The 22155-nt window shown below is 70.6% G+C and carries 16 protein-coding genes and 2 pseudogenes; 14 read left to right on the top strand and 4 right to left on the bottom strand.

Translation table 11 applies throughout. The features are described 5' to 3' along the window. The first annotated feature begins 6 nt into the window (after positions 1 to 6). Positions 7 to 3042 (top strand): helix-turn-helix transcriptional regulator, encoded by a 3036-nt coding sequence (locus ACWCXB_RS02520; protein ID WP_450718206.1) that lies wholly within the window; start codon positions 7 to 9, stop codon positions 3040 to 3042. 86 nt (positions 3043 to 3128) lie between these two features. On the opposite strand, the gene ACWCXB_RS02525 is transcribed toward ACWCXB_RS02520, so the two are convergent. The 3 genes from ACWCXB_RS02525 to ACWCXB_RS02535 form a co-directional block, all read right to left on the bottom strand. After that, complete coding sequence (locus tag ACWCXB_RS02525) at positions 3129 to 3305, bottom strand: DUF6191 domain-containing protein (protein ID WP_450718136.1); 177 nt, start codon at positions 3303 to 3305, stop codon at positions 3129 to 3131. A gap of 14 nt (positions 3306 to 3319) precedes the next feature. Beyond that, complete coding sequence (locus ACWCXB_RS02530) at positions 3320 to 4477, bottom strand: PQQ-dependent sugar dehydrogenase (RefSeq protein ID WP_450718138.1); 1158 nt, start codon at positions 4475 to 4477, stop codon at positions 3320 to 3322. A gap of 172 nt (positions 4478 to 4649) precedes the next feature. After that, a complete protein-coding gene (locus ACWCXB_RS02535) occupies positions 4650 to 5696 on the bottom strand; it encodes an aldo/keto reductase (protein ID WP_450718140.1) in 1047 nt (348 codons plus the stop codon). 75 nt (positions 5697 to 5771) lie between these two features. On the opposite strand from ACWCXB_RS02535, the gene ACWCXB_RS02540 reads away from it, so the two are divergent. The 8 genes and pseudogenes from ACWCXB_RS02540 to ACWCXB_RS02575 all read left to right on the top strand — a co-directional run bounded on the left by ACWCXB_RS02540 (position 5772) and on the right by ACWCXB_RS02575 (position 16594). After that, entirely contained in the window at positions 5772 to 6725 is a 954-nt protein-coding gene (locus tag ACWCXB_RS02540; RefSeq protein WP_450718142.1) for a 2-hydroxyacid dehydrogenase, read from the top strand. 364 nt (positions 6726 to 7089) lie between these two features. After that, complete coding sequence (locus tag ACWCXB_RS02545; protein ID WP_450718144.1) at positions 7090 to 9957, top strand: putative bifunctional diguanylate cyclase/phosphodiesterase; 2868 nt, start codon at positions 7090 to 7092, stop codon at positions 9955 to 9957. Positions 9958 to 10263: 306 nt separating this feature from the next. Then, a complete protein-coding gene (locus ACWCXB_RS02550; protein ID WP_450718146.1) occupies positions 10264 to 12150 on the top strand; it encodes an acetolactate synthase large subunit in 1887 nt (628 codons plus the stop codon). Positions 12151 to 12175: 25 nt separating this feature from the next. Then, positions 12176 to 12700 (top strand): acetolactate synthase small subunit, encoded by a 525-nt coding sequence (gene ilvN, locus ACWCXB_RS02555; protein WP_019889675.1) that lies wholly within the window; start codon positions 12176 to 12178, stop codon positions 12698 to 12700. Positions 12701 to 12794: 94 nt separating this feature from the next. Continuing rightward, a complete protein-coding gene (gene ilvC, locus ACWCXB_RS02560; protein ID WP_450718148.1) occupies positions 12795 to 13796 on the top strand; it encodes a ketol-acid reductoisomerase in 1002 nt (333 codons plus the stop codon). 234 nt (positions 13797 to 14030) lie between these two features. Then, positions 14031 to 15632: a phosphoglycerate dehydrogenase gene (serA, locus tag ACWCXB_RS02565; protein ID WP_450718150.1), complete on the top strand. Its 1602-nt coding sequence runs from the start codon at positions 14031 to 14033 to the stop codon at positions 15630 to 15632. 167 nt (positions 15633 to 15799) lie between these two features. Beyond that, positions 15800 to 16038 (top strand): annotated as a pseudogene (locus ACWCXB_RS02570) (TetR/AcrR family transcriptional regulator); the annotation flags it as partial. A 19-nt stretch (positions 16039 to 16057) separates the two neighbouring features. Then, complete coding sequence (locus tag ACWCXB_RS02575; protein WP_450718152.1) at positions 16058 to 16594, top strand: RDD family protein; 537 nt, start codon at positions 16058 to 16060, stop codon at positions 16592 to 16594. Here ACWCXB_RS02575 and ACWCXB_RS02580 read toward each other — a convergent pair. After that, positions 16591 to 17811: a PucR family transcriptional regulator gene (locus tag ACWCXB_RS02580; RefSeq protein ID WP_450718154.1), complete on the bottom strand. Its 1221-nt coding sequence runs from the start codon at positions 17809 to 17811 to the stop codon at positions 16591 to 16593. The two genes, ACWCXB_RS02575 and ACWCXB_RS02580, sit on opposite strands and share 4 nt — an antisense overlap. 201 nt (positions 17812 to 18012) lie before the next feature. Here ACWCXB_RS02580 and ACWCXB_RS02585 point away from each other — a divergent pair, with 201 nt between their 5' ends. The 5 genes and pseudogenes from ACWCXB_RS02585 to ACWCXB_RS02605 all read left to right on the top strand — a co-directional run bounded on the left by ACWCXB_RS02585 (position 18013) and on the right by ACWCXB_RS02605 (position 22079). Continuing rightward, positions 18013 to 18939 carry a proline dehydrogenase family protein gene (locus tag ACWCXB_RS02585; RefSeq protein ID WP_450718156.1) on the top strand — a complete coding sequence of 309 codons (927 nt, stop codon included), beginning with the start codon at positions 18013 to 18015 and terminating at the stop codon, positions 18937 to 18939. Between the two features lie 55 nt (positions 18940 to 18994). Then, positions 18995 to 20626 (top strand): L-glutamate gamma-semialdehyde dehydrogenase, encoded by a 1632-nt coding sequence (gene pruA / locus ACWCXB_RS02590; protein WP_450718158.1) that lies wholly within the window; start codon positions 18995 to 18997, stop codon positions 20624 to 20626. 122 nt (positions 20627 to 20748) lie between these two features. Then, on the top strand, positions 20749 to 20985 hold the full coding sequence (locus tag ACWCXB_RS02595; protein ID WP_450718160.1) for a hypothetical protein: 237 nt from the start codon (positions 20749 to 20751) through the stop codon (positions 20983 to 20985). 101 nt (positions 20986 to 21086) lie between these two features. Next, a pseudogene (locus ACWCXB_RS02600) lies at positions 21087 to 21251 on the top strand (trypsin-like serine protease); the annotation flags it as partial. A gap of 246 nt (positions 21252 to 21497) precedes the next feature. Then, positions 21498 to 22079, top strand: coding sequence for a GNAT family N-acetyltransferase (locus ACWCXB_RS02605; protein WP_450718162.1), 582 nt, complete (start codon positions 21498 to 21500; stop codon positions 22077 to 22079). Positions 22080 to 22155 lie beyond the last annotated feature (76 nt).

The raw sequence follows: 22155 nt of genomic DNA on the forward strand, positions 1-22155 counted from the left end.
TGTGCGATGCTCGGCGACGTGGAGATCAGGTCCGTCAGCCCCGTCTTCGTCGGCCGCACCGGCGAACTGACCGCACTCACCGATGCGCTCGCCCGCGCCACCGCGGGCGAGCCGCAGGCGTTTCTCGTCGGCGGCGAGGCCGGGGTGGGCAAGACGCGGCTCATCGAGGAGTTCCGCGACGAGGCCTGCCGCAGGGAGGCCGTCTTCGCCATCGGAGGCTGCGTCGAGATCGGCGCCGACGGGCTGCCCTTCGCCCCCTTCTCCACCGCCCTGCGCAGCCTGCGCCGGCAGCTGCCGGACGAGTTCGCCGCTGCGGCCGCCGGGCGGGAGGAGGAACTCGCCAGGCTGCTCCCCGAGGTGGGCGATCCGTCGCGCCAACCGGGCAGGCACGACGAGGAGAGCATGGCCCGGCTCTTCGAACTCACTGTCCGCCTCCTGGAGCGCCTGGCCGCCGAACGCGCCGTCGTGGTCGTGCTGGAGGACCTGCACTGGGCCGACGCCTCCACCCGCCATCTCCTCGCCTACCTCTTCCGCACCCAGCGCCGCGGTCGGCTCGTCGTCATCGCCACCTACCGCGCCGACGACATCCACCGCCGGCACCCCCTGCGGCCCCTCCTCGCCGAACTCGACCGGCTGCGCACCGTCCAGCGCATCGAAGTACCCCGCTTCAGCCGCGACGAGGTCGCCCGTCAGATGGCCGGAATCCTCGCCGACGAGCCCGCCCCGTCCCTCGTCGACGACATCTTCGAACGCTCCGACGGCAACGCCTTCTTCGTCGAGGAACTCGCCGTCGCCGCGAACGACGGCTGCTCCTGCTCCGGACTGACCGACTCCCTGCGCGATCTCCTGCTCGTCCGCGTCGAAGGGCTGCCCGAGCACGCCCAGCGGGTCGCCAGGGTCGTCGCCGAAGGCGGCTCCACCGTCGAGTACCCGCTGCTGGCCGCCGTCGTCGGACTGGGCGAGGACGAGCTGATCGAGGCACTGCGCGCCGCCGTGGGGGCCAACATCCTGCTCGCCACCGCCGACGGGGACGGCTACCGCTTCCGCCACTCGCTGGTCCGCGAGGCCGTCAGCGACGATCTGCTCCCCGGCGAACGCTCCCGGCTCAACCGCCGCTACGCCGAGGCACTGGAAGCCGGCCCGGCGCTCGTCCCGGCCGACCAGCGCGCCGCCCGGCTCGCCAGCTACTGGTACCACGCCCACGACGCGGCCAAGGCCCTTCCGGCCGTCCTCCACGCCTCCGTCGAGGCCCGCCGCCGGCATGCCTACTCCGAGCAACTGAGGCTGCTGGAACGGGCGATGGAGCTGTGGGACACCGCCCCCGAGGACGTACGCGCCGGACTGCGGCCCGCCGACTACGCCGAGGTCTACCCTCCGTGCGGCTGCGACCCGGTCACCACCCCGTTGCGCTACCTCGACCTCATGGCCGAGGCGGCGGTCGCGGGCCGGCTGTGCGGCGAGCGGGAACGCGCCCTGAAGATCACCAAGCGGGCACTGCGGCTGCTGGAGGAGGAGAACGACGAGCTGCGCGCCGCCTGGTTCTGGGTCCAGCGCTCCCGGCTGATACAGAGCCAGGGCCGCGGCGACGGCTGGAAGGAACTCGCCACCGCGCAGGAGCTGATGCGCGGACTCCCGCCGTCCGAGGTGCACGCCGAAGTCCTCGCCGGCGTCGCCGGCTGGTCCATGCTGCACGAACCGGGGCCGGACGCCCTCGCCGCCGCCGAACGGGCCGTCGAGTACGCCCGCATGGTCGGTGCCCGTGAGATCGAGATGACCGCCCGGATCACCCTCGGCGGCCTGACGGTCGACGCGGGCGACATCGACGCCGGGCTCGCCGATCTGTACGAGGTCAAGGACCGCGTCGCCGAACTCGGCTTCGTCGCCCTGGTGGGCCGTAGCCATGTGAACCTCCCCTCCAGCCTCGAAGGCGTCGGCCGCTCCGGGGAAGCGGTCCGCATCCTCGAAGAAGGCCTCGTCCTGTCCAGGAAGTTCGGACTGCTGGACGTCGAAGCGTGGGTGTGGGGCAATCTGTCCGAATCGCTGTACGCACTCGGCCGCTGGGACGAGGCGGCGGAGGCCGCCGGGCAGGCCGAGCGGGTCGGGCAGAGCGCCAAGCCGCGCGGTGCCGGGGCCGGGCGGCTCGCCTATCTGGCGCTCGCCCGGGGCGACATGGCCGAGGCCGCCCTTCGGCTTGCCGCCGCCCAGGACCACTTCGGCACGCATGACCCGCAGCCGCAGCAGTCGATACCCCTCGCCCGCATCGCTGTCGGCGTCGCCGCGGGAGAGGGCCGCATACTCGACGCCCGCGCCGAACTGGACCGGGCCGTGGCCGCCGGCTTCCCGCCCGGCACCCAGCGCTACGCCTGGCCGCTGCTGCTCGCCGCCGCCACCGCCGAGGCCGACGCCCGCGGGCTGCCCGCCGCCGCGCAGGGCCGCGCCGAAGCCGTCGCCCGCATCCGGCGCGCCGCCAAGGCCCTCCCCACCCGCGCGCCGGTCTGGACCGCCTACGAGCAGTGGCTCCGCGCCGAACTCCTACGAGCCGAGGGCCGGGGCACCGCGGACACCTGGACCACGGTGCTGGACGCCTTCACCATGGTCGACCGTCCCTACGACGTGGCCCGCGTCCGTCACCGCACCGCCGAGGCGCTCCTGGCCGCGGGGGAGCGCGAACGCGCGGCCGAACTCCTGTACCAGGCGCATGAGACGGCCGAACACCTCGGCGCCCGCCCGCTCGCCGAAGCCGTCACCCAGCTCGCCCAGCGCGCCCGCCTTCGGCTACGGCTCACCGGGCCTGGCCCCGAGACCGTCCCGGCCCCTGCGCCCGCCCCGGCGGAGGACCTCGGGCTGACGCCACGGGAACAGGACGTGCTGCGCCTGGTCGCGGCGGGCCGCACCAACCGCCAGATCGCCGAAGAGCTCTACATCTCACCCAAGACCGCGAGCGTCCATGTCTCCAACATCCTGGCCAAGCTGGGCGTGACCGGCCGAGGCGAAGCAGCCGCCCTCGCCCACCGGCTCCGCCTCTTCCCCGCGACGGCTTGAACGCGCGGCGCGCCGCCGCCGAGCCGTTCCAGCGGTGCGGCTGCCCGGGCGGGGGCGGAGTCCCGCCCCGGCCCCGGCCAGGCCGATCAGGCCTGCGGTGCTTCGCGCCGCGTGCGTATGAGGACCTTCCCGGAGGCCAGGTCTATCTCACCGTGCCCCGGATCGCCGTCGCCGACATCCACCCGCGTCAGCTGCAGCCGGTTGCGCTCGTCCTCGGTGTGTTTGCGGCCGGGTGCGAAGAGCTCCTCGATCAGGTTGAACACGAGCCACCCACCTCTCACTTCACCTCGAGCCGCAGGATCCTGTCGTCCCCCGCCTCGGGTGTGCCCCTGGTGTCCGTCTCGCTGGTGACCAGCCAGACCGCGCCGCCGCCCGCCCCGCCGACCGGCAGGACCGTACGCAGTCGGCCGTACTCTCCCTGGAGGAACGCCTGGGGATCCGCGGAAGGTTCCGCACCGGCCAGCGGGATCCGCCACAGCCGCTCGCCCCTCAGGCCAGCCATCCATATCGAGCCCTTGGCGTAGGCGATTCCGCTCGGCGACGCGTCGTTCGTCCGCCACTGGGCCACCGGGTCCACAAAGCCGGACCCGCCGCCCTTGCCCTCGACCTCCGGCCAGCCGTAGTTCTTGCCGGGCTCGATGAGATTCAGCTCGTCCCAGGTGTCCTGCCCGAATTCGGCGGCCCACAGCCGCTTCTCGGAGTCCCAGGCGAGGCCCTGCACGTTGCGGTGCCCGTACGAATACACCACGGAGTCCGCCGACGGATTGCCGTGCACCGGCTGCCCGTCCGGGGTCATCCGGAGGATCTTGCCGCCCAGCGAATCCTTGTCCTGTGCGAGCCCTCTGTCGCCGGTCTCGCCCGTGCCCGCGTACAGCATCTTGTCCGGGCCGAACGCGATCCGGCCGCCGTTGTGGATGACCCCCTTCGGGATGCCCCGCAGGATCGTGTCGGGCGCGCCGAGCTGCTGCCCGGCCGGCTTCCTCTCGTCGTACAGCATGCGGGCGATGCGGTTGTCCGACTCCGTCGTGAAGTACGCGTACACCAGATGGTCCGAGGCGAACGACGGGGAGACGGCCAGACCCATCAAGCCGCCCTCACCGGCCGGTGCGACGCCCGGCACCGACCCGATCCCGGTCTTCCTGCCGGTGTCGACATCGATCCGCGTGATCGTGCCCTCGTCGCGCGACGACACCAGCAGATCGCCGTCGGGCAGGGCCGCCAGGCCCCACGGCGACTTCAGGTCCTCGGTCAGCGTGGCCGTCACCTTCACGGACCCCTTCGCCGGCGGGGCCTTCGCAGCGGGGCCGTCGGCCGTGGCGGACGGGGAGGCCGGGCTCGAAGGCGCGCCCTGGCGGCCACCCGCCTGGTCCGCTCCGCCGTCGGCCGAGCACCCGGCGGCGAGGAGCAGGGTGGCAGCGGCCAGCACGGCCGTCACAGCTGGACGTTGCACTGATCTTGTCCCTTCGCGGGTGAGCGGTCTGCGCGATCTCCGTGAGCCGCACGTCTACTGTTCATACACCGCAGCACCGCCCGAGGTTCCCGATCTCCGCACACGAACCCGAAGACGAGTACGACGAGGAGTGCGACGCACCGCGTACGACGGGTTCCTAGTCCCAGGATCTCCTGGCCGGCGGCAGTCCCGCGATCTCGGCGACATCCCGCACGGTCAGCTCGAGATCCGAGGCCGCCGCGTTCTCCACGGCCCAGCACTCCCGCTTGGCCCCCGGCACCGGCACCACGTGCCGTCCGCGCCCCAGTACCCAGGCCAGTGCCACCTGCGCCGGAGTCGTCCCGGGACCGTGCCGCTCCGCGACCCGCCGGAGCCCGGCCACCAGCGGCTGGTTCGCCGCCATCATCTCGGCGGTGAAGCGGGGATGCCGTGCCCGCAGATCATCCGGCTCGAAGCCCTCGCCAGGGGTGAGCGTTCCCGTCAGAAAGCCGTTGCCCAGCGGCATCGCGGCGAGGAAGCCCACCCCGCGCGCCTCGCACCACGGCAGCAGCTCCGACAGTGCCTCGGGCGACCACACCGACAGCTCCGCCTCCACCGCGCTGACCGGGAAGACCTGCTGCACCCGCTCCAACTGGCGGATCGTTCCTTCGTACGGCCCTCCCGTCCGCCCCCTCGGCGCCGCCGATCCCGCCGATCCCGCTGGTCCCGCACCCGGCCTCCGCGTCGCCCGCGCCCCCACCGCGCAGAACCCGAGCGCCCGCACCTTCCCCGCGGACACCAGCTCCGCCATGGCTCCCCACGTCTCCTCCACCGGAATCTCGGGATCCGCCCGGTGGAGCTGGTAGAGGTCGATCACATCGGTCCCGAGCCGCCGCAGCGACGCGTCGCACGCCCGCCGCACGTACCCCGGCCGTCCGTTGGCGACGATGTGCTGTTCGCCGACGAGCAGACCGACCTTCGTCGACACGAAAGCGTCGGCGCGCCGCTCCTTCAGCGCCCGGCCGAGCAGGAGCTCATTGGTGAACGGGCCGTACATGTCCGCCGTGTCGAGCAGATTCACACCGGCGTCGAGCGCCGCGTGCACCGTGCGCAGCGAGCGGTCACCGCGCTGTTGCGAGCTGGTGTACGCCCAGCTCATCGGCATGCAACCAAGGCCGATCGCGCCCACCTCGAGCGCCGCCGCACCGATTGTCCTGCGCTCCACCTGCTGGTACCCCTCCTCGTGCCGCCCCCAAAACTAACCTCTGGCTTCCGGCGCGCTTCGCATAGCCTCGTGACCATGACTGCAACGGACGTATGGCTTCCCGTCCCGGCCGACGAGATCGAAGGGCTCCCCTCTGCCGCCGACGCCGGGCTCAACTACCGCTACTGGGACGGCGGCCCGGACTATCCCGCCGACCCCGCCGACTGCGTCTTCTACGTCGTCCCGTACATGAAGGACATGGAGGTCGCGGTACGCCCGATGGCCGCGATGACGTCCGTAAGGGTCGTCCAGACCCTCTCGGCCGGTATCGACCATGTGCAGCCCGGCCTCCACTCGCTGCCCGCGGGCGTGCGCCTCTGCAACGCGAAGGGTGTCCACGAGGCGAGCACCGCCGAGCTGACCCTCGCCCTGATCCTGGCGTCCCTGCGGGGCATTCCCCACTTCGTGGAGGGCCAGCAGCGGGAGGAGTGGCGGGCCGGCTTCTACCCGGCGCTCGCCGACAAGTCGGTGCTCATCGTCGGGTACGGGTCGATCGGCGCTGCCATCGAGGACCGGCTCGTGCCCTTCGAGTGCGCGCGGGTGGCGCGCGTCGCGCGCTCGGCCCGCACCACAGAGCGCGGCGAGGTGCGCGCACTCACCGATCTCCCGGCGCTGCTCCCCGAGGCGGACGTGGTGATCCTCTCCACGCCGCTCACTACATCCACCCACCATCTGGTGGATGCGGGCTTCCTGGCCCGTATGAAGGACGGCGCCCTTCTGGTGAACGTCGCCCGCGGACCGGTCGTCGACACCAAGGCGCTGCTCACGGAGTTGGAGAGCGGCCGGATCACCGCCGCGCTCGACGTCACCGACCCCGAGCCGCTGCCCGCCGGGCACCCCCTCTGGCACGCTCCCGGCGTGCTGATCACTCCTCATGTCGGCGGCCCCACTTCGGCATTCATGCCGCGGGCCAAGCGCCTGCTGGCCGGACAGCTCACGCGGTTCGCGGCGGGAGAGCCTCTGCGCAACGTGGTCCTGACGACCGAGTAGCCGTCCACGTGTGCGCCGCCCTGTGGACGTCACATGCGAGAGGCCGGACACTCAATGGAGTCGTACGGATGCACCCGGTGTCGACGATACCCCAGGTCGTCACAGAGAGTAGATAAATCCTGTCCCTGAGTGACGGGACTGGTGTATCGTCCCGAGTTGGGGGCTGCGTCGCGTACTGACGACGCTGCGGAGCGATCAGACTTCGAGGGGGGCGACGGGCGATGCACGGCCAATGGACCAACCATCCGACGCGGCGAAGGTGCCGCCGACCAGTCCTGCGCGCGCCGAAGCGCGCCCTCAGGAGCGCCCCGAAGCGCCGCCTTCGCGAGCGAAGCAGGCTGAAAGCGCTGTCAGGGGCGGCGCGGTGAGTGCCCCGGGGGCCCTTCTCACCCGGCCGCCGGTCTCCGAGGGCGGTGCGGGCCTGCTGCCCCAGATCCTGCTCGCCGTCGCCAGCGGGGGCTACGCCGCAGGCGCCGCCGTCGGCTGGGGATCCGAGCAACTGGCACTGATCATGGGTGATTTCGGGCTCAGCTTCGCCGCCCTTCTCGCCTCCGTCTCGTGCTTCCTCTTCGCCCGCTCGCGGCACAGCCGGTTTCGGCCCGCCTGGATACTGTTCTCGGTCTCCTCCGCCATGGCCGCGTGCGGAAACGGGGTCTGGGGCTGGTACGAGGTCGTCCTCGGGCGGGCGGTGCCGAGCCCGTCCCTCGCCGATCTGTTCTTCCTGTGCTTCGCGCCACCGGCCATCGTCGGGCTGCTCGTCCTGGCCAAGCGGCCTGTCACCCGGGCCGGCTGGGTCTGCCTCGTGCTCGACTCGTGGCTGATCGGCGGCTCGCTGCTGACCCTCTCCTGGAGCCTCGCGCTCGCCCACACGGCGCACTCCCAGGGAGAGAGCGTGGCCGAAGCGGCGCTCTCGCTCGCCTATCCACTGCTGGACATCGTGCTCGTGAGCATGGTGCTCGCGCTGCACTTCAGGCGGTCGACCGCCAACCGGTCGGCGATCAACACCGCCATCGCGGCCCTCGCACTGACCGTTCTCTGCGACGCACTGTTCACCTCACCGCTGCTGCGGGAGCACTACCGCTCGGGTCAGCTGCTCGACGCCGGCTGGTTCGCCGGCTCGCTCCTCCTTGCGTACGCACCCTGGGGAGCGCGCCGACCGGAGACGAGCACCGCGCTGCCGCGCGGCCCGCGCCCCCCGAGCCATACGGCGTTCAGCCGCCCCGTCGCGGGCTCGCTCGCCGCTCTCACCCCGTATCTGGCGGCCGCGGTCTGCACGCTCGGGATCCTTTACAACGTCATCGAGGGCCGCAGGGTCGACCGGGTGGTGGTCTTCACCGGCTGCACGGTCGTGCTCGCCCTGGTCGTCCGGCAGGGCATCATGCTGCTCGACAACATCTCCCTCACCCATGAACTGGCGCAGAAGGAGAACCACTTCCGCTCCCTCGTACAGGGCTCCAGCGACGTCATCATGATCGCGGCACCCACCGGCATACTCCGCTACGTCAGCCCCGCCGCCGCCGGGGTGTACGGACGGGACGCGGACGAGCTCATCGGCTCCGAGCTGGCCTCGCTCATCCACCCCGAGGACATCGGGCGCGTCGTGCACGAAGTGCGCCGGTTTCTGGCCGCTCCTCCTTCGGAGGAGCCCACGACCCGTATCGAATGCCGCTTCAGGTCCGGCACCGGCCAGTGGCTGAACGTCGAGTCCACGGTCAACCGCCATCAGGGCGGTCTGATCTTCAACAGCCGGGACGTCACCGAACGCGTGCGCCTCCAGGCCCAGTTGCAGCACAACGCCGAGCACGATCCGCTCACCGACCTGCCCAACCGCGCGCTGTTCACCGAGCGGGTCCGCCAGGCCCTCAGCGGCCGCCGCGCCGGTGACGCCGGTACGGCCGTGCTCTTCATCGACCTGGACGGCTTCAAGGGGGTGAACGACCGCCTCGGCCACCAGGCCGGCGACGAGCTGCTGATCCAGGCCGCCCGCCGCCTCCAGGAGTCCGTGCGGGCGGGTGATACCGCGGCCCGGCTCGGCGGCGACGAGTTCGCCGCCCTCATCCTCGGCGACGGCAGCCGGGACCAGTCCGGCCGCGAGTACCAGGTGCACGAGATCGCCGACCGGCTGCGCCTCATGCTGTCGCAGCCGTATCGGGTGGAGGGCAACGAAGTGCGCGTCGCCGCGTCCATCGGCGTCGCCTTCGCCGAGCCCGGCATCAGCGCGGGCGATCTCCTGCGCAACGCTGACCTGGCCATGTACCGGGCCAAGGCGGGCGGCAAGGACCGCGTCGAGCTGTACGCGCCACAGATGCAGGCCGAGGTCGTGCGCCGCACGGAGCTGGCCACGCGGCTGCGTGCAGCACTCCACGACGGTGAGTTCGCCCTGCTCCACCAGCCGGTCGTGAACCTGGCCACCGGCCGGATCACCTCCGTCGCGGCCCAGGCCCGCTGGAAATCGGCTCAGGGCATCCTCTTCACGCCTGCCGAGTTCCTCCGGGTCGCCGAGGACAGCGACCGCACCGCCGAGCTCGGCCGCTGGCTGCTGGAGGAGGCCGTCGAGCAGGCCGCCGAGCGCAGCCGCCTCGGCCACGAGGTCCCGGTCTCCATCCGGCTCTCCGCCCGCAGGCTGCTGGACCGGTCCTTGCCCCTCGGCTCGATCGAGGCCCTGCTCACCCGCCACGGGCTGCCCTCGGGCGCCCTGGTGATCGAGCTCGCCGAGAGCGACCCCCGCATCTCCTTCGACGAGCTGGAGCAGCGCCTCGTCGCCCTGCGCAGACTCGGCGTACGGATCGCCCTGGACGGCTTCGGCAGCGGTTATGCCGCGATCACCGCGCTGCGCCGGCTCCCCGTCGACGTACTGAAACTCGACCGGGGCCTGATCGAGGGCGTCGTGGAATCCGCCAGGCTGCACAAGATCACCGCGGGTCTGCTGAGGATCGCCTGCGATCTCGGCATGCAGTCCGTGGCGGACGGCGTGGACGTGCCGGAGCAGGTGCTGGCCCTGCGGGCCATGGGGTGCAGCCATGGCCAGGGAACGGCATTCTCCGGACCACTGGACGAGCACCGGCTGCGCCGAGCCCTGGTGCGCGGTGAGTATCCGGTGCCCGGGGGAGCGGCCCTGCCGGTCCTCACCGGGGGCTCCCTGCCCGCACGCCGTTCCGCCCCCACCGGTCCCGAGCTCGTCGGACGTCCGCCAATGCGCTCAAATAATGAGACGCCCGTCCCACCCACTTGACAGTGGTAGTGCGCCGGGGGGAGGGTCAATGCCATGCGCACCCGAATTCTCGTACTTGGAAAGCGCGTCGGCTGAAGCAGGGCCCTGCACGGGCTCTGCAGACCGCACCGGCGCGCTCCCCTCGCTTGCCTCACGGCACGAGGGGTTTTTTGTTGCACTGGATCTTCCCAAACCCACGCAAAACCCCGCAGGAATCCCGCAGGAATCCCGCAGGAATCCCGCAGGAATCCCGCCAGAACCCCCGCCGAAAACCCCGCACGAACCCCAGCTTCGAGACCCGCACAAACCCTCAGCTTCGAGAAGAGAATGCCGATGACCGAGCAGGCCACCGGGGCCCACCATCCGCAGCCGCGGGCCCGCACCGGCGGACAGACCTCCGCCACCGTTGAGCACGTCACGGGCGCGCAGTCCCTCATCCGCTCTCTCGAGGAGGTCGGGGCCGAGACCGTGTTCGGCATCCCCGGCGGTGCCATCCTCCCCGCGTACGACCCGCTGATGGACTCGACCAAGGTCCGCCACATCCTGGTCCGCCATGAGCAGGGCGCGGGCCACGCCGCCACCGGCTACGCGCAGGCCACCGGCAAGGTCGGCGTGTGCATGGCCACTTCAGGACCGGGCGCCACCAACCTGGTCACGCCGATCGCCGACGCCCACATGGACTCCGTCCCGCTGGTCGCGATCACCGGCCAGGTGGCCAGCAGGGCCATCGGCACGGACGCCTTCCAGGAGGCGGACATCTGCGGCATCACCATGCCGATCACCAAGCACAACTTCCTGGTCACCAAGGCCGAGGACATCCCGAGGACGATCGCCGAGGCCTTCCACATCGCCTCCACCGGCCGTCCGGGACCGGTCCTCGTCGACATCGCCAAGGACGCCCTGCAGGCGCAGACCACCTTCCGCTGGCCGCCGCAGACCGACCTTCCCGGCTACCGGCCGGTCACCAAGCCGCACGCCAAGCAGATCCGCGAGGCGGCGAAACTGATCACGCAGGCCAAGCGCCCCGTCCTGTACGTCGGCGGCGGCGTCCTCAAGGCCGGTGCCACCGCCGAGCTGAAGGTCCTCGCGGAGCTCACCAACGCCCCCGTCACCACCACCCTGATGGCGCTGGGCGCGTTCCCCGACAGCCACCCGCTGCACGTGGGAATGCCGGGCATGCACGGTTCGGTCACCGCCGTCACCGCGCTGCAGAAGGCCGACCTGATCGTCGCCCTCGGCGCCCGCTTCGACGACCGCGTCACCGGAAAGCTGGACAGCTTCGCCCCGTACGCCAAGATCGTCCACGCCGACATCGACCCGGCCGAGATCGGCAAGAACCGGGCCGCGGACGTCCCGATCGTCGGTGACGCCCGCGAGGTGATCGCCGACCTGGTCCAGGCCGTCCAGGCCGAGCACAACGAGGGCAACACCGGCGACTACACCGCCTGGTGGAGCGATCTCAACCGCTGGCGCGAGACCTACCCGCTCGGCTACGAGACGCCGGAGGACGGCAGCCTCGCCCCGCAGCAGGTCATCCAGCGCATCGGCCAGCTCGCCCCGGAGGGCACCATCTATGCGGCCGGTGTCGGCCAGCACCAGATGTGGGCCGCCCACTTCATCGACTACGAGAAGCCGGCCACCTGGCTGAACTCCGGCGGCGCCGGGACCATGGGCTACGCCGTCCCGGCCGCCATGGGCGCCAAGGCCGGCATGCCCGACCGCACCGTCTGGGCGATCGACGGCGACGGCTGCTTCCAGATGACCAACCAGGAACTGGTCACCTGCGCCCTGAACGACATCCCGATCAAGGTCGCGATCATCAACAACGGAGCGCTGGGCATGGTCCGCCAGTGGCAGACCCTGTTCTACAACGAGCGGTACTCGAGCACCGTCCTGCACGCCGACGACACCGGCCACCACACCGCAGGCTCCCAGGTCGGCGCGAGCCAGGCGCCCCGCAAGGGCACCCGCGTCCCGGACTTCGTCAAGCTGTCCGAGGCCATGGGCTGTGTCGCCCTGCGCTGCGAGGACCCGGCCGATCTGGACAAGGTCATCGCCGAGGCCAACGCGATCAACGACCGCCCCGTCGTGATCGACTTCATCGTCCACGAGGACGCCATGGTGTGGCCGATGGTCGCCGCCGGCACCTCCAACGACGAGGTCATGGCCGCGCGCGGCGTCCGCCCCGACTTCGGCGACAACGAAGACGACTGAGCGAGCAGAGAGAGACACCACGACCATGTCCAAGCACACGCTCTCCGTCCTGGTGGAGAACACCCCGGGCATCCTGGCCAGGATCGCCGCCCTGTTCTCCCGCCGTGGCTTCAACATCGACTCGCTCGCCGTGGGCGTCACCGAGCACCCCGACATCTCCCGCATCACGATCGTGGTCAATGTCGAGGACCTGCCGCTCGAGCAGGTGACCAAGCAGCTCAACAAGCTGGTCAACGTGCTGAAGATCGTCGAGCTGGAGCCCAGCGCCGCGATCCAGCGCGAGCTCGTCCTCGTGAAGGTCCGCGCCGACAACGAGACCCGTTCCCAGATCGTCGAGATCGTCCAGCTCTTCCGCGCCAAGACCGTGGACGTCTCGCCCGAGGCCGTCACCATCGAGGCCACCGGATCGAGTGACAAGCTCGACGCCATGCTGAAGATGCTGGAGCAGTTCGGCATCAAGGAGCTGGTCCAGTCCGGCACGATCGCCATAGGGCGTGGCGCGCGGTCCATCACGGACCGCAGCCTCCGGGCCCTCGACCGCAGCGCATAGCGGCACGCCGCCCGGATACCGAGACCCTCGATCCCCCTCGTCCCTCCCCGCCGTACGGTGGGACGCAACACCAGTACACCCAAGGAGAAACCCAGTGGCCGAGCTGTTCTACGACGACGACGCCGACCTGTCCATCATCCAGGGCCGCAAGGTCGCGGTCATCGGTTACGGCAGCCAGGGCCACGCCCACGCGCTGTCGCTCCGTGACTCCGGTGTGGACGTCCGCGTCGGTCTGCACGAGGGGTCCAAGTCCAAGGCCAAGGCCGAGGAGCAGGGCCTGCGCGTGGTGACGCCGTCGGAGGCCGCCGCCGAGGCCGACGTCATCATGATCCTCATCCCGGACCCGATCCAGGCCCAGGTGTACGAGGAGTCCATCAAGAACAACCTGAAGGACGGCGACGCGCTGTTCTTCGCCCACGGCTTCAACATCCGCTTCGGCTTCATCAAGCCCCCGGCCGGTGTGGACGTCGCCCTGGTCGCCCCGAAGGGCCCGGGTCACCTGGTCCGCCGCCAGTACGAGGAGGGCCGCGGCGTCCCCGCGATCGCCGCTGTCGAGCAGGACGCGACCGGCAACGCCTTCGCCCTGGCCCTGTCCTACGCCAAGGCCATCGGCGGCACGCGCGCCGGTGTCATCAAGACGACCTTCACCGAGGAGACCGAGACCGACCTCTTCGGCGAGCAGGCCGTCCTCTGCGGCGGTGCCTCGGCGCTCGTCAAGGCGGGCTTCGAGACCCTGGTCGAGGCCGGCTACCAGCCGGAGATCGCGTACTTCGAGTGCCTCCACGAGCTGAAGCTGATCGTGGACCTCATGTACGAGGGCGGCCTGGAGAAGATGCGCTGGTCGGTCTCCGAGACCGCCGAGTGGGGCGACTACGTCACCGGGCCGCGCATCATCACGGACCAGACCAAGGCCGAGATGAAGAAGGTCCTCGCCGAGATCCAGGACGGCACGTTCGCCAAGAACTGGATGGACGAGTACCACGGCGGTCTGAAGAAGTACGACGAGTACAAGAAGCAGGACGAGAACCACCTGCTGGAGACCACCGGCAAGGAGCTGCGCAAGCTCATGAGCTGGGTCGACAACGAGGAGGCGTAGGCCTCTGTGCGGCGGGCCTTCCGAGGCCCGCCGCTTTCCGTTGGACAACCGGTCCAACCCCGGACGGGTGATCCTTCCGTCAAGGCGGAAAACCAGCCGTCCGACACCACTAGAGTGGTCAACACATACGCGTCAGGTCAGGCCCACAGCGTCGTGCGTCTTCCACGCGGCTAGCCCCCTCCACCGCCAGCGGCCGTCGGGACGGCCGTCCGCATTGGACCAGTGAGGACTCACGTGAGCACTGCGACCCGTAAACCCGTTGTACTCATTGCCGAAGAGCTGTCGCCCGCGACGGTGGACGCGCTCGGTCCGGACTTCGAGATCCGGCACTGCAACGGCGCGGACCGCGCCGAGCTGATTCCTGCCGTCGCCGACGTGGACGCGATCCTCGTCCGCTCCGCGACCAAGGTCGACGCCGAGGCCATCGCCGTCGCGAGCAGGCTGAAGGTCGTCGCCCGCGCCGGTGTCGGTCTGGACAACGTGGACGTCTCCGCCGCGACCAAGGCCGGCGTGATGGTCGTCAACGCCCCGACGTCCAACATCGTGACCGCCGCCGAGCTCGCCTGCGGTCTGATCGTCGCCACCGCGCGCAACATCCCGCAGGCCAACACCGCCCTGAAGAACGGCGAGTGGAAGCGCTCGAAGTACACGGGCGTGGAGCTCAGCGAGAAGATCCTCGGCGTCGTCGGACTCGGCCGCATCGGTGTGCTGGTCGCCCAGCGGATGTCCGCCTTCGGCATGAAGATCGTCGCGTACGACCCCTACGTACAGCCCGCGCGCGCCGCGCAGATGGGCGTCAAGCTGCTCACCCTCGACGAGCTCCTCGAGGTCTCGGACTTCATCACCGTCCACCTCCCCAAGACCCCCGAGACGCTCGGTCTGATCGGCGACGAGGCGCTGCACAAGGTCAAGCCGACCGTCCGCATCGTCAACGCCGCGCGCGGCGGGATCGTCGACGAGGAGGCGCTGTACTCGGCGCTCAAGGAGGGCCGGGTCGCGGGCGCGGGCCTCGATGTGTATGCGAAGGAGCCGTGCACGGACTCCCCGCTGTTCCAGTTCGACCAGGTCGTCTGCACCCCGCACCTCGGCGCGTCCACGGACGAGGCGCAGGAGAAGGCCGGTATCTCGGTCGCCAAGTCCGTGCGTCTCGCGCTCGCCGGTGAGCTGGTGCCGGACGCGGTCAACGTCCAGGGCGGTGTGATCGCCGAGGACGTCCGACCGGGTCTGCCGCTCGCCGAGAAGCTCGGCCGGATCTTCACCGCGCTGGCGGGCGAGGTCGCGGTCCGTCTCGATGTCGAGGTGTACGGCGAGATCACGCAGCACGATGTGAAGGTGCTCGAACTGTCCGCGCTGAAGGGCGTGTTCGAGGACGTGATCGACGAGACCGTGTCGTATGTGAACGCCCCGCTGTTCGCCCAGGAGCGCGGCGTCGAGGTCCGCCTCACCACCAGCTCGGAGTCCCCGGACCACCGCAATGTGGTGACCGTGCGCGGCACGCTCTCGGGCGGGGAGGAGGTCGCGGTCTCCGGCACGCTGGCCGGCCCCAAGCACCTCCAGAAGATCGTCGCCGTCGGTGACTACGACATCGATCTGGCGCTGGCCGACCACATGGTGGTGGCGCGCTACGAGGACCGTCCGGGTGTCGTCGGCACGGTCGGCCGGATTCTCGGCGAGGCCGGGCTGAACATCGCGGGGATGCAGGTCGCGCGGCAGGAGGAGGGCGGCGAGGCGCTGGTCGTGCTGACTGTCGACGACACCGTGCCGCAGTCCGTGCTGAACGAGATCGCCGAGGAGATCGGCGCGACGTCGGCCCGTTCGGTGAACCTGGTCGACTGAGCTGCCGGGTCCGACGGCTTCGGCTGAGCTGCCGGGCCCGACCGGTTCGGCTGATCTGCCCGGTCCTCCGCGACCTTTGATCCACGCATGATCCACGCATGATCCACGCACCCGGTCGTTGGACGCTCGTCTTACACAAGCGTCCAACGGCCGGGTGCGCTGCTTTCATGGGGCACCGCGAAGATCTGCTCGAGGGCGCCAAGCGCTGCCTGCTGGAGAAGGGCTACGGCCGGACGGCCGCACGCGACATCGTTGCCGCGTCCGGCACCGATCTGGCCTCCATCGGCTACCACTACGCTCCAAGGACACCCTGCTGCACCAGGCGTTCCTGGCGCTGACCGAAGAGTGGGGTGAGGCGGTCGGGCCCGCGCGAACCGAGAACACGGGCAGCGCGCCGACCGACCCGTACGCCCGCACCCTCCGTCATGATCGAAAGCAAGTGCACGATGACACTCGGCCCACTGTCCTCCGGCAATGACCTCGCCCCCCTCCCCTCGGTGGGACACGCCTCGGCCGCCGGCCCCGGATCCCCGGCGAGCCTCATGCGGCGCTGCGCCGCTGTCGCCGTCGATCTCCCCATCGCCGTCCTGGTGATCCTCGTACCGCTCGTCGGGCTCGACCGGATACTCGGAGGCCTTGACGTTCCCGACAGCGACGCACGCATGATCTGGCGCACAGCCGCCGCGGCGTGGGTGTTCGCGTTCCTCCTCCTCTACTCCCCGCTGAGTGTCTCCCGCTGGGGAGGCACGGTGGGCAAGCGAGTGCTGGGCCTGGAGGTGGTGCGCCTCGGTGACGGAGGACGCCTCGGGTACGGCGCGGCGGTGATTCGCCACCTCACCAACCTCGTGATCGTCGGCATTCCCGTGCTCTGCGTCGCCAACGTCTCGATGATCACTTTGAGCCCGAACGCCGGCGGCATCCAGGACAAGGCGGTCCGCAGCGCGGTGATCCGCAGGGCCTAGAGCCGTGCGGCCTTGAGGGCCATGTGGAGGAGCAGTCGGTCCTCGCCCTCGTCCAGGTCGAGTCCCGTCAGCTGCTCGACACGCGAAAGGCGGTAGTAGAGCGTCTGCCGGTGGATGCCGAGGGTCGAGGCCGCGCGGCCGGCCTGGCCCGCGCAGTCCAGGAACACCTCGGCCGTACGGGCCAGTTCGGCATGTGCCTGGGCGAGCAGCGGGCCGATCGCGGGGTCGGGGGAGGGAGCCTGCGGGAGCGCGGTCAGCAGCCGGTACGGGCCGATCGAGGCCCAGTCGGCCACCGGGCCCAGGCGCGGCTGGGCGATGGCCGCGCGCGCCGCGGATGCGGCCTCGCGCCAGGAGGTGCTGAGGTCGCCGATGCCCCGGCGGGGGAGGGCGATGCCCGCGACGGCGCCGCTGCCGGCGGTGCCGTTCAGCCGGTGCGCCGCGGTGACGGCGGGCGCGAGTACGTCGGCGGCCCGCAGCCGCACCAGCGCGGCCAGCGCATGACCGCCGCTGTCGCGAACCGGCTGAGCCGCCCCGGCGCCGGTCCCCGGCCCGTTCGGCCCCTGCCCTGGCCCCGGCGCCAGGACCGCGGCCACCCACTGCACCGTGCACAGCGCCGACGCCCCCGGGACCGTACGCACCGAAGGCGCGTCCCCCGACGGCCACGGAGCGACGCACACCACCCCGTGCAGGCCGTCCGCGGTTGGACCCAGGGCCGACTGGAGGGCGGCGACCGCCATGTCGTACTGCCAGCCACGCTCGGCCGTGAGCACGGCGCGGAACTCCCGCGACAGATCGGTGCCGGCCCGCTCCTCGTCCGCGAGAAGACCACCGATCCGCTCGGCCACCTCCATGGCCGCGGCCAGCTGGGCGTGCGTGGGTCCGGGCTCCGCGTCGAGGAGCCATACGTATCCGAGGACGATCCCGCGATGGCGGACCGGCAGGCAGATCCGGTCGCGGAAGACCCCGGCCTCCGGGGCGGCCGGGATCCGTACGGGACCGGTCGCGCGGGCGATGCCGAAGCCCTCGAACCAGGCGCGCACCGCAGGAGTGGACTTCCTGGTCAGGATCGAGCGCGTACGGACGGGGTCCATGGCGCTGTCGTCGTCACTGTCGTGCGCGCCGAAGGCGATGAGTTCGAAGTCCCGGTTCTCGAGGGTCGCCGGGGCGCCCAGCAGCCCCGAGATCTCGTCCACCAGTTCCTGGTAATCGCCCTTCACCCGGACATTCTCGCACCGGTCGGGCGCCTCTTCAGACAGATGTCTGAAGAGCTGGGCCCGGATGCGTGACAGCTGTCGATGGCCGAGCATCGGAGCGATATTTAGGTTTCACGGTGGTTCTCCGTGCCGTACCGGATCTGTTGCGCTTTGTTCTGCTTCGACCTGGCCCGGCCCCGTCCGTCTCCCCTTAGGAGGTGCCCCGTGCTGGGTCCCGTGATCCTCGCCGCGTCGCGCAGCGACAAGATGCGCCGTCTTGTGTCCGCCGCCCCCGTGACCAAGCCGGTGGTCAACCGCTTCATCCCCGGTGAGACCGTCGACCAGGTCGTCCCGATCGTCGCGGACCTGACCGCCAACGGCCTCGAGGTCACCCTGGACGTCGTGGGCGAGGACATCACCACCCGCGAGCAGGCCACCGCCGCACGGGACGCCTACCTGGAGCTGATCGACCGCCTCAAGGACCTCCGCCTGGGCACGAAGGCCGAGATGTCGGTGAAGCTGTCGATGTTCGGCCAGTCCCTCGAGGGCGGCCACGAGCTGGCGCTCGCGAACGTCCGCCCCGTCGTCGAAGCCGCTGCCGCGATCGGCACCACGGTCACCCTGGACGCGGAGGACCACACCACGCTCGACTCGATGTTCGCCATCCACGAGGAGCTCCGGAAGGACTTCCCGCAGACCGGCTGCGTGATCCAGGCGTATCTGTTCCGCACCGAGGACGACGCCCGCCGCCTCGCCGCCAACGGCAGCCGCGTCCGCATCGTGAAGGGCGCGTACAAGGAGCCCGCCTCCGTCGCGTACCAGGACAAGGGCGAGATCGACAAGGCGTACGTCCGCATCCTCAAGATCCTGATGGAGGGCGAGGGCTACCCGATGATCGGGTCCCACGACCCGCGACTCATCGCCGTCGCACAGGAGCTCGCGCGCCGGGCCGGGCGCAAACTGGATGAGTACGAGTTCCAGATGCTGTACGGCATCCGCAGCGACGAGCACCTCCGGCTGGCGGCCGAGGGCCACCGGATGCGCGTCTACACGGCGTACGGCACCGACTGGTACGGCTACTTCATGCGCCGCCTCGCCGAGAAGCCGGCCAACCTGCTGTTCTTCGTCCGGTCGATGATCACCAAGAACTGACCCCCAGGGCCCCAGGACTGAGCCCTCCCACCCCTCACAAAGGATCAAGGAACTCATGGACGCTGTGACCCAGGTCCCCGCCCCGGTCAACGAGCCGGTGCAGGGCTACGCTCCCGGTTCGCCCGAGCGTGCCCGCCTCGAGGCCAAGCTCAAGGAGCTGGCCGAGAACCCCATCGACCTGCCGATGACCATCAACGGTGTGAAGCGCATGGGCGGCGGCGAGCGCGTGAACGTCGTGCAGCCGCACAACCACCAGGCCGTGATCGGCACCTTCGCCGGCGCCACGCAGCAGGACGCGCAGGACGCGATCGACGCCGCCCTCGCCGCCGCCCCGGCGTGGCGCGCGATGTCGTTCGACGACCGCGCCGCGATCATCCTGCGCGCAGCCGAGCTGCTGGCCGGTCCCTGGCGCGAGACGCTGGCCGCCTCCACCATGCTGGGCCAGTCGAAGACCGCGCAGCAGGCCGAGATCGACACCCCGTGCGAGCTCGTCGACTTCTGGCGCTTCAACGTCGCCTACGCCCGCCAGATCCTGGCCGAGCAGCCGCCGGCCAACTCCCCGGGTGTGTGGAACCGCCTCGACCACCGCCCGCTGGAAGGCTTCGTCTACGCGATCACGCCGTTCAACTTCACGGCCATCGCGGGCAACCTGCCCACCGCCCCCGCCCTCATGGGCAACGTGGTGATCTGGAAGCCGTCCCCGACGCAGACCCACTCCGCCGTTCTGCTGATGCAGCTCCTGGAGGAGGCGGGCCTGCCCAAGGGCGTCATCAACCTGGTCACGGGTGACGGCATCGCCGTCTCCGAGGTCGCCCTGAACCACCCGATGCTTGCCGGTATCCACTTCACCGGCTCGACCAAGACCTTCCAGCACCTGTGGAAGACGGTCGGCAACAACATCGACAACTACCGCTCCTACCCGCGCATCGTCGGTGAGACGGGCGGCAAGGACTTCGTCGTCGCCCACCCGAGCGCCGACCGCGCCGTCCTGAAGACCGCGCTGACCCGTGGCTCCTTCGAGTTCCAGGGCCAGAAGTGCTCCGCGTCCTCGCGCGCGTACGTCCCGGCCTCCATCTGGAACTCGGGCTTCAAGGAGGAGTTCGCGGCCGAGGTCGACGGCATCAAGATGGGTGACGTCACCGACCTGACGAACTTCATCGGCGCCGTCATCGACGAGCGCGCCTTCGCCAAGAACAAGGCCGCGATCGACCGTGCGAAGGAGGACCCGAGCTGCACGATCGTCGCCGGCGGTACGTACGACGACTCGGTCGGCTACTTCGTCCGCCCGACGGTCATCGAGTGCACCGACCCCGAGAACGAGGTCTTCACGACCGAGTACTTCGGCCCGATCCTCGCGGTGCACGTGTACGAGGACGACCAGTACGAGGCCATGCTGGCGCAGATGGAGTCGGTGTCGGCGTACGCGCTGACCGGCTCGGTCATCTCCGGTGACCGCGCGGCGACCGCGTACACGATGGAGAAGCTGCGGTACGCCGCGGGCAACTTCTACATCAACGACAAGTCGACCGGCGCCGTCGTCGGCCAGCAGCCCTTCGGTGGCGGCCGCGCGTCCGGCACGAACGACAAGGCCGGCGCCCCGCAGAACCTGATGCGCTGGACGCTGACCCGCGCGATCAAGGAAACCCTGGTCCCGCCGACCGACTACGGCTACCCGCACATGGGCTGAGCCTGAGCGGCCCCCTGTGAACCCCGCCCCCCGCCGGTTACCCCAGACCGGCCGGGGGCGGCTCACATTCGGCGGGCTTACGCTGCTGGGAGGGGGTCGGCGAGGCGATCAGGAGGGACGACATGCCAGGTTCCACGACTCTCGGCGCCGGCCACGGGGTCGACGCGATCGATCATCTCGATGCCCAGCGGATGGCCTCCGTGATGAAGGAGATGCACCGTCTGCTGACCATGACCGGACCGAACAGAATCACGGATCCGCAGGTCGCGGCGTTGTGCGGGGGTGAGTCGCACCACCGGGACGAGTTCACGGACTGGGTGGGGCGGGTCGCCCGTGAGCTGGAGAAAGCCACGTCCTGAGGGCGTCGCCTCTGCGTCAGCGGTGCCCCCGGCCACACCGGCCGGGGGCACCGCTGTGTTCCGGACGGAGGGGACCCGGGACCCGGATTCGGGACCCGCATTCAACGTGGTGTTCCGCCGGAGGCGACAGCGGCGGCGCCCACTTCGCCGGCTCGGTCGCCCTCGGCATCCACTCCGGCAGCTCCGGCTGCACGGGGACGAACGGCTCCGCGATCCACCAGCCGGTGCGCGAGGCGCTGGCGGCGTACGGCGTCAACGTGTACTGACGGCGGCTGCACCGGCCTCCGGCTCGGTAGCTCTCGAGCAGTGAAGCGATCCGGGGTGCGTGCGCCTCCAGGGCGAAGTGGCCCGTCCGAGAGGATCTCGTCGTACGCGCTCCGGGCCGCGAGCACCGGCAAAGTGGCATCCGCTGGGCCTTTCGCAATGCCAACTCCCCTCCCGGGGGACGGTTTTCCGACATGGTGCGCCAACCGGGATCCGGTCCGGGTGCGGGGCCTGCGAGAGTGGCGCACATGACGGAGCGCATGACGGAGTCCTTGACCGAGCCCTTCACGGAACCCCTGCGCACGGCGCACACCTACCAGCTGTCGGAGACCGCTCTGGAGGGGATCCGGGCCCTGCTCGACACCGCCTTCGAAGGCGACTTCAGCGACGAGGACTGGAACCACGGCCTCGGCGGCATCCACGCCTTCGTCGGCGACCGCGACGGCCTCGCCGCCCACGGCAGCGTGATCATGCGCAGGGTGCTGCACGCCGGCCGCTCGTACCGCGTCGGTTACGTCGAGGGGGTCGCGGTCCGCGCCGACCGCCGTCGTCAGGGCCTGGGCGGCCGGGTGATGGCGGCGCTGGAGACGGTGATCGACGGAGCCTACGACCTCGGCGCCCTGTCCGCGTCGGACGACGGTGCGCAGTTGTACCGCGCACGTGGCTGGCAGTTGTGGCGGGGCCGTGTCGAGGCTCTGAGCACCGACGGCGTGGTGCACCTCCCGGACGAGGAGGACTCCACGTACCTCCGCCCGGCGGCAGGCCGGTCGCTTCCCGATCCGGCTGCCTCGGCGCTGCTCTTCGACTGGCGCGACGGCGACGTGCTCTGAGCGGGCCTTGTCCTTCGCAGCCTGTCCCTTGGAGCCCTCTCCCCCTCGCAGCCCTTGGCCAGGTCCCGCCTGGCGC

The sequence above is a fragment of the Streptomyces sp. NPDC001514 genome (assembly GCF_053597075.1).

What these genes read in the sequence shown, in the direction of transcription:
- ACWCXB_RS02520 (WP_450718206.1), top strand. Translation starts at nt 7, where the DNA reads ATGCTCGGCGACGTGGAGATCAGGTCCGTCAGCCCCGTCTTCGTCGGC.
- ACWCXB_RS02540 (WP_450718142.1), top strand. Translation starts at nt 5,772, where the DNA reads ATGACTGCAACGGACGTATGGCTTCCCGTCCCGGCCGACGAGATCGAA.
- ACWCXB_RS02550 (WP_450718146.1), top strand. Translation starts at nt 10,264, where the DNA reads ATGCCGATGACCGAGCAGGCCACCGGGGCCCACCATCCGCAGCCGCGG.
- ilvN (WP_019889675.1), top strand. Translation starts at nt 12,176, where the DNA reads ATGTCCAAGCACACGCTCTCCGTCCTGGTGGAGAACACCCCGGGCATC.
- ACWCXB_RS02575 (WP_450718152.1), top strand. Translation starts at nt 16,058, where the DNA reads ATGATCGAAAGCAAGTGCACGATGACACTCGGCCCACTGTCCTCCGGC.
- pruA (WP_450718158.1), top strand. Translation starts at nt 18,995, where the DNA reads ATGGACGCTGTGACCCAGGTCCCCGCCCCGGTCAACGAGCCGGTGCAG.
- ACWCXB_RS02595 (WP_450718160.1), top strand. Translation starts at nt 20,749, where the DNA reads ATGCCAGGTTCCACGACTCTCGGCGCCGGCCACGGGGTCGACGCGATC.
- ACWCXB_RS02605 (WP_450718162.1), top strand. Translation starts at nt 21,498, where the DNA reads ATGACGGAGCGCATGACGGAGTCCTTGACCGAGCCCTTCACGGAACCC.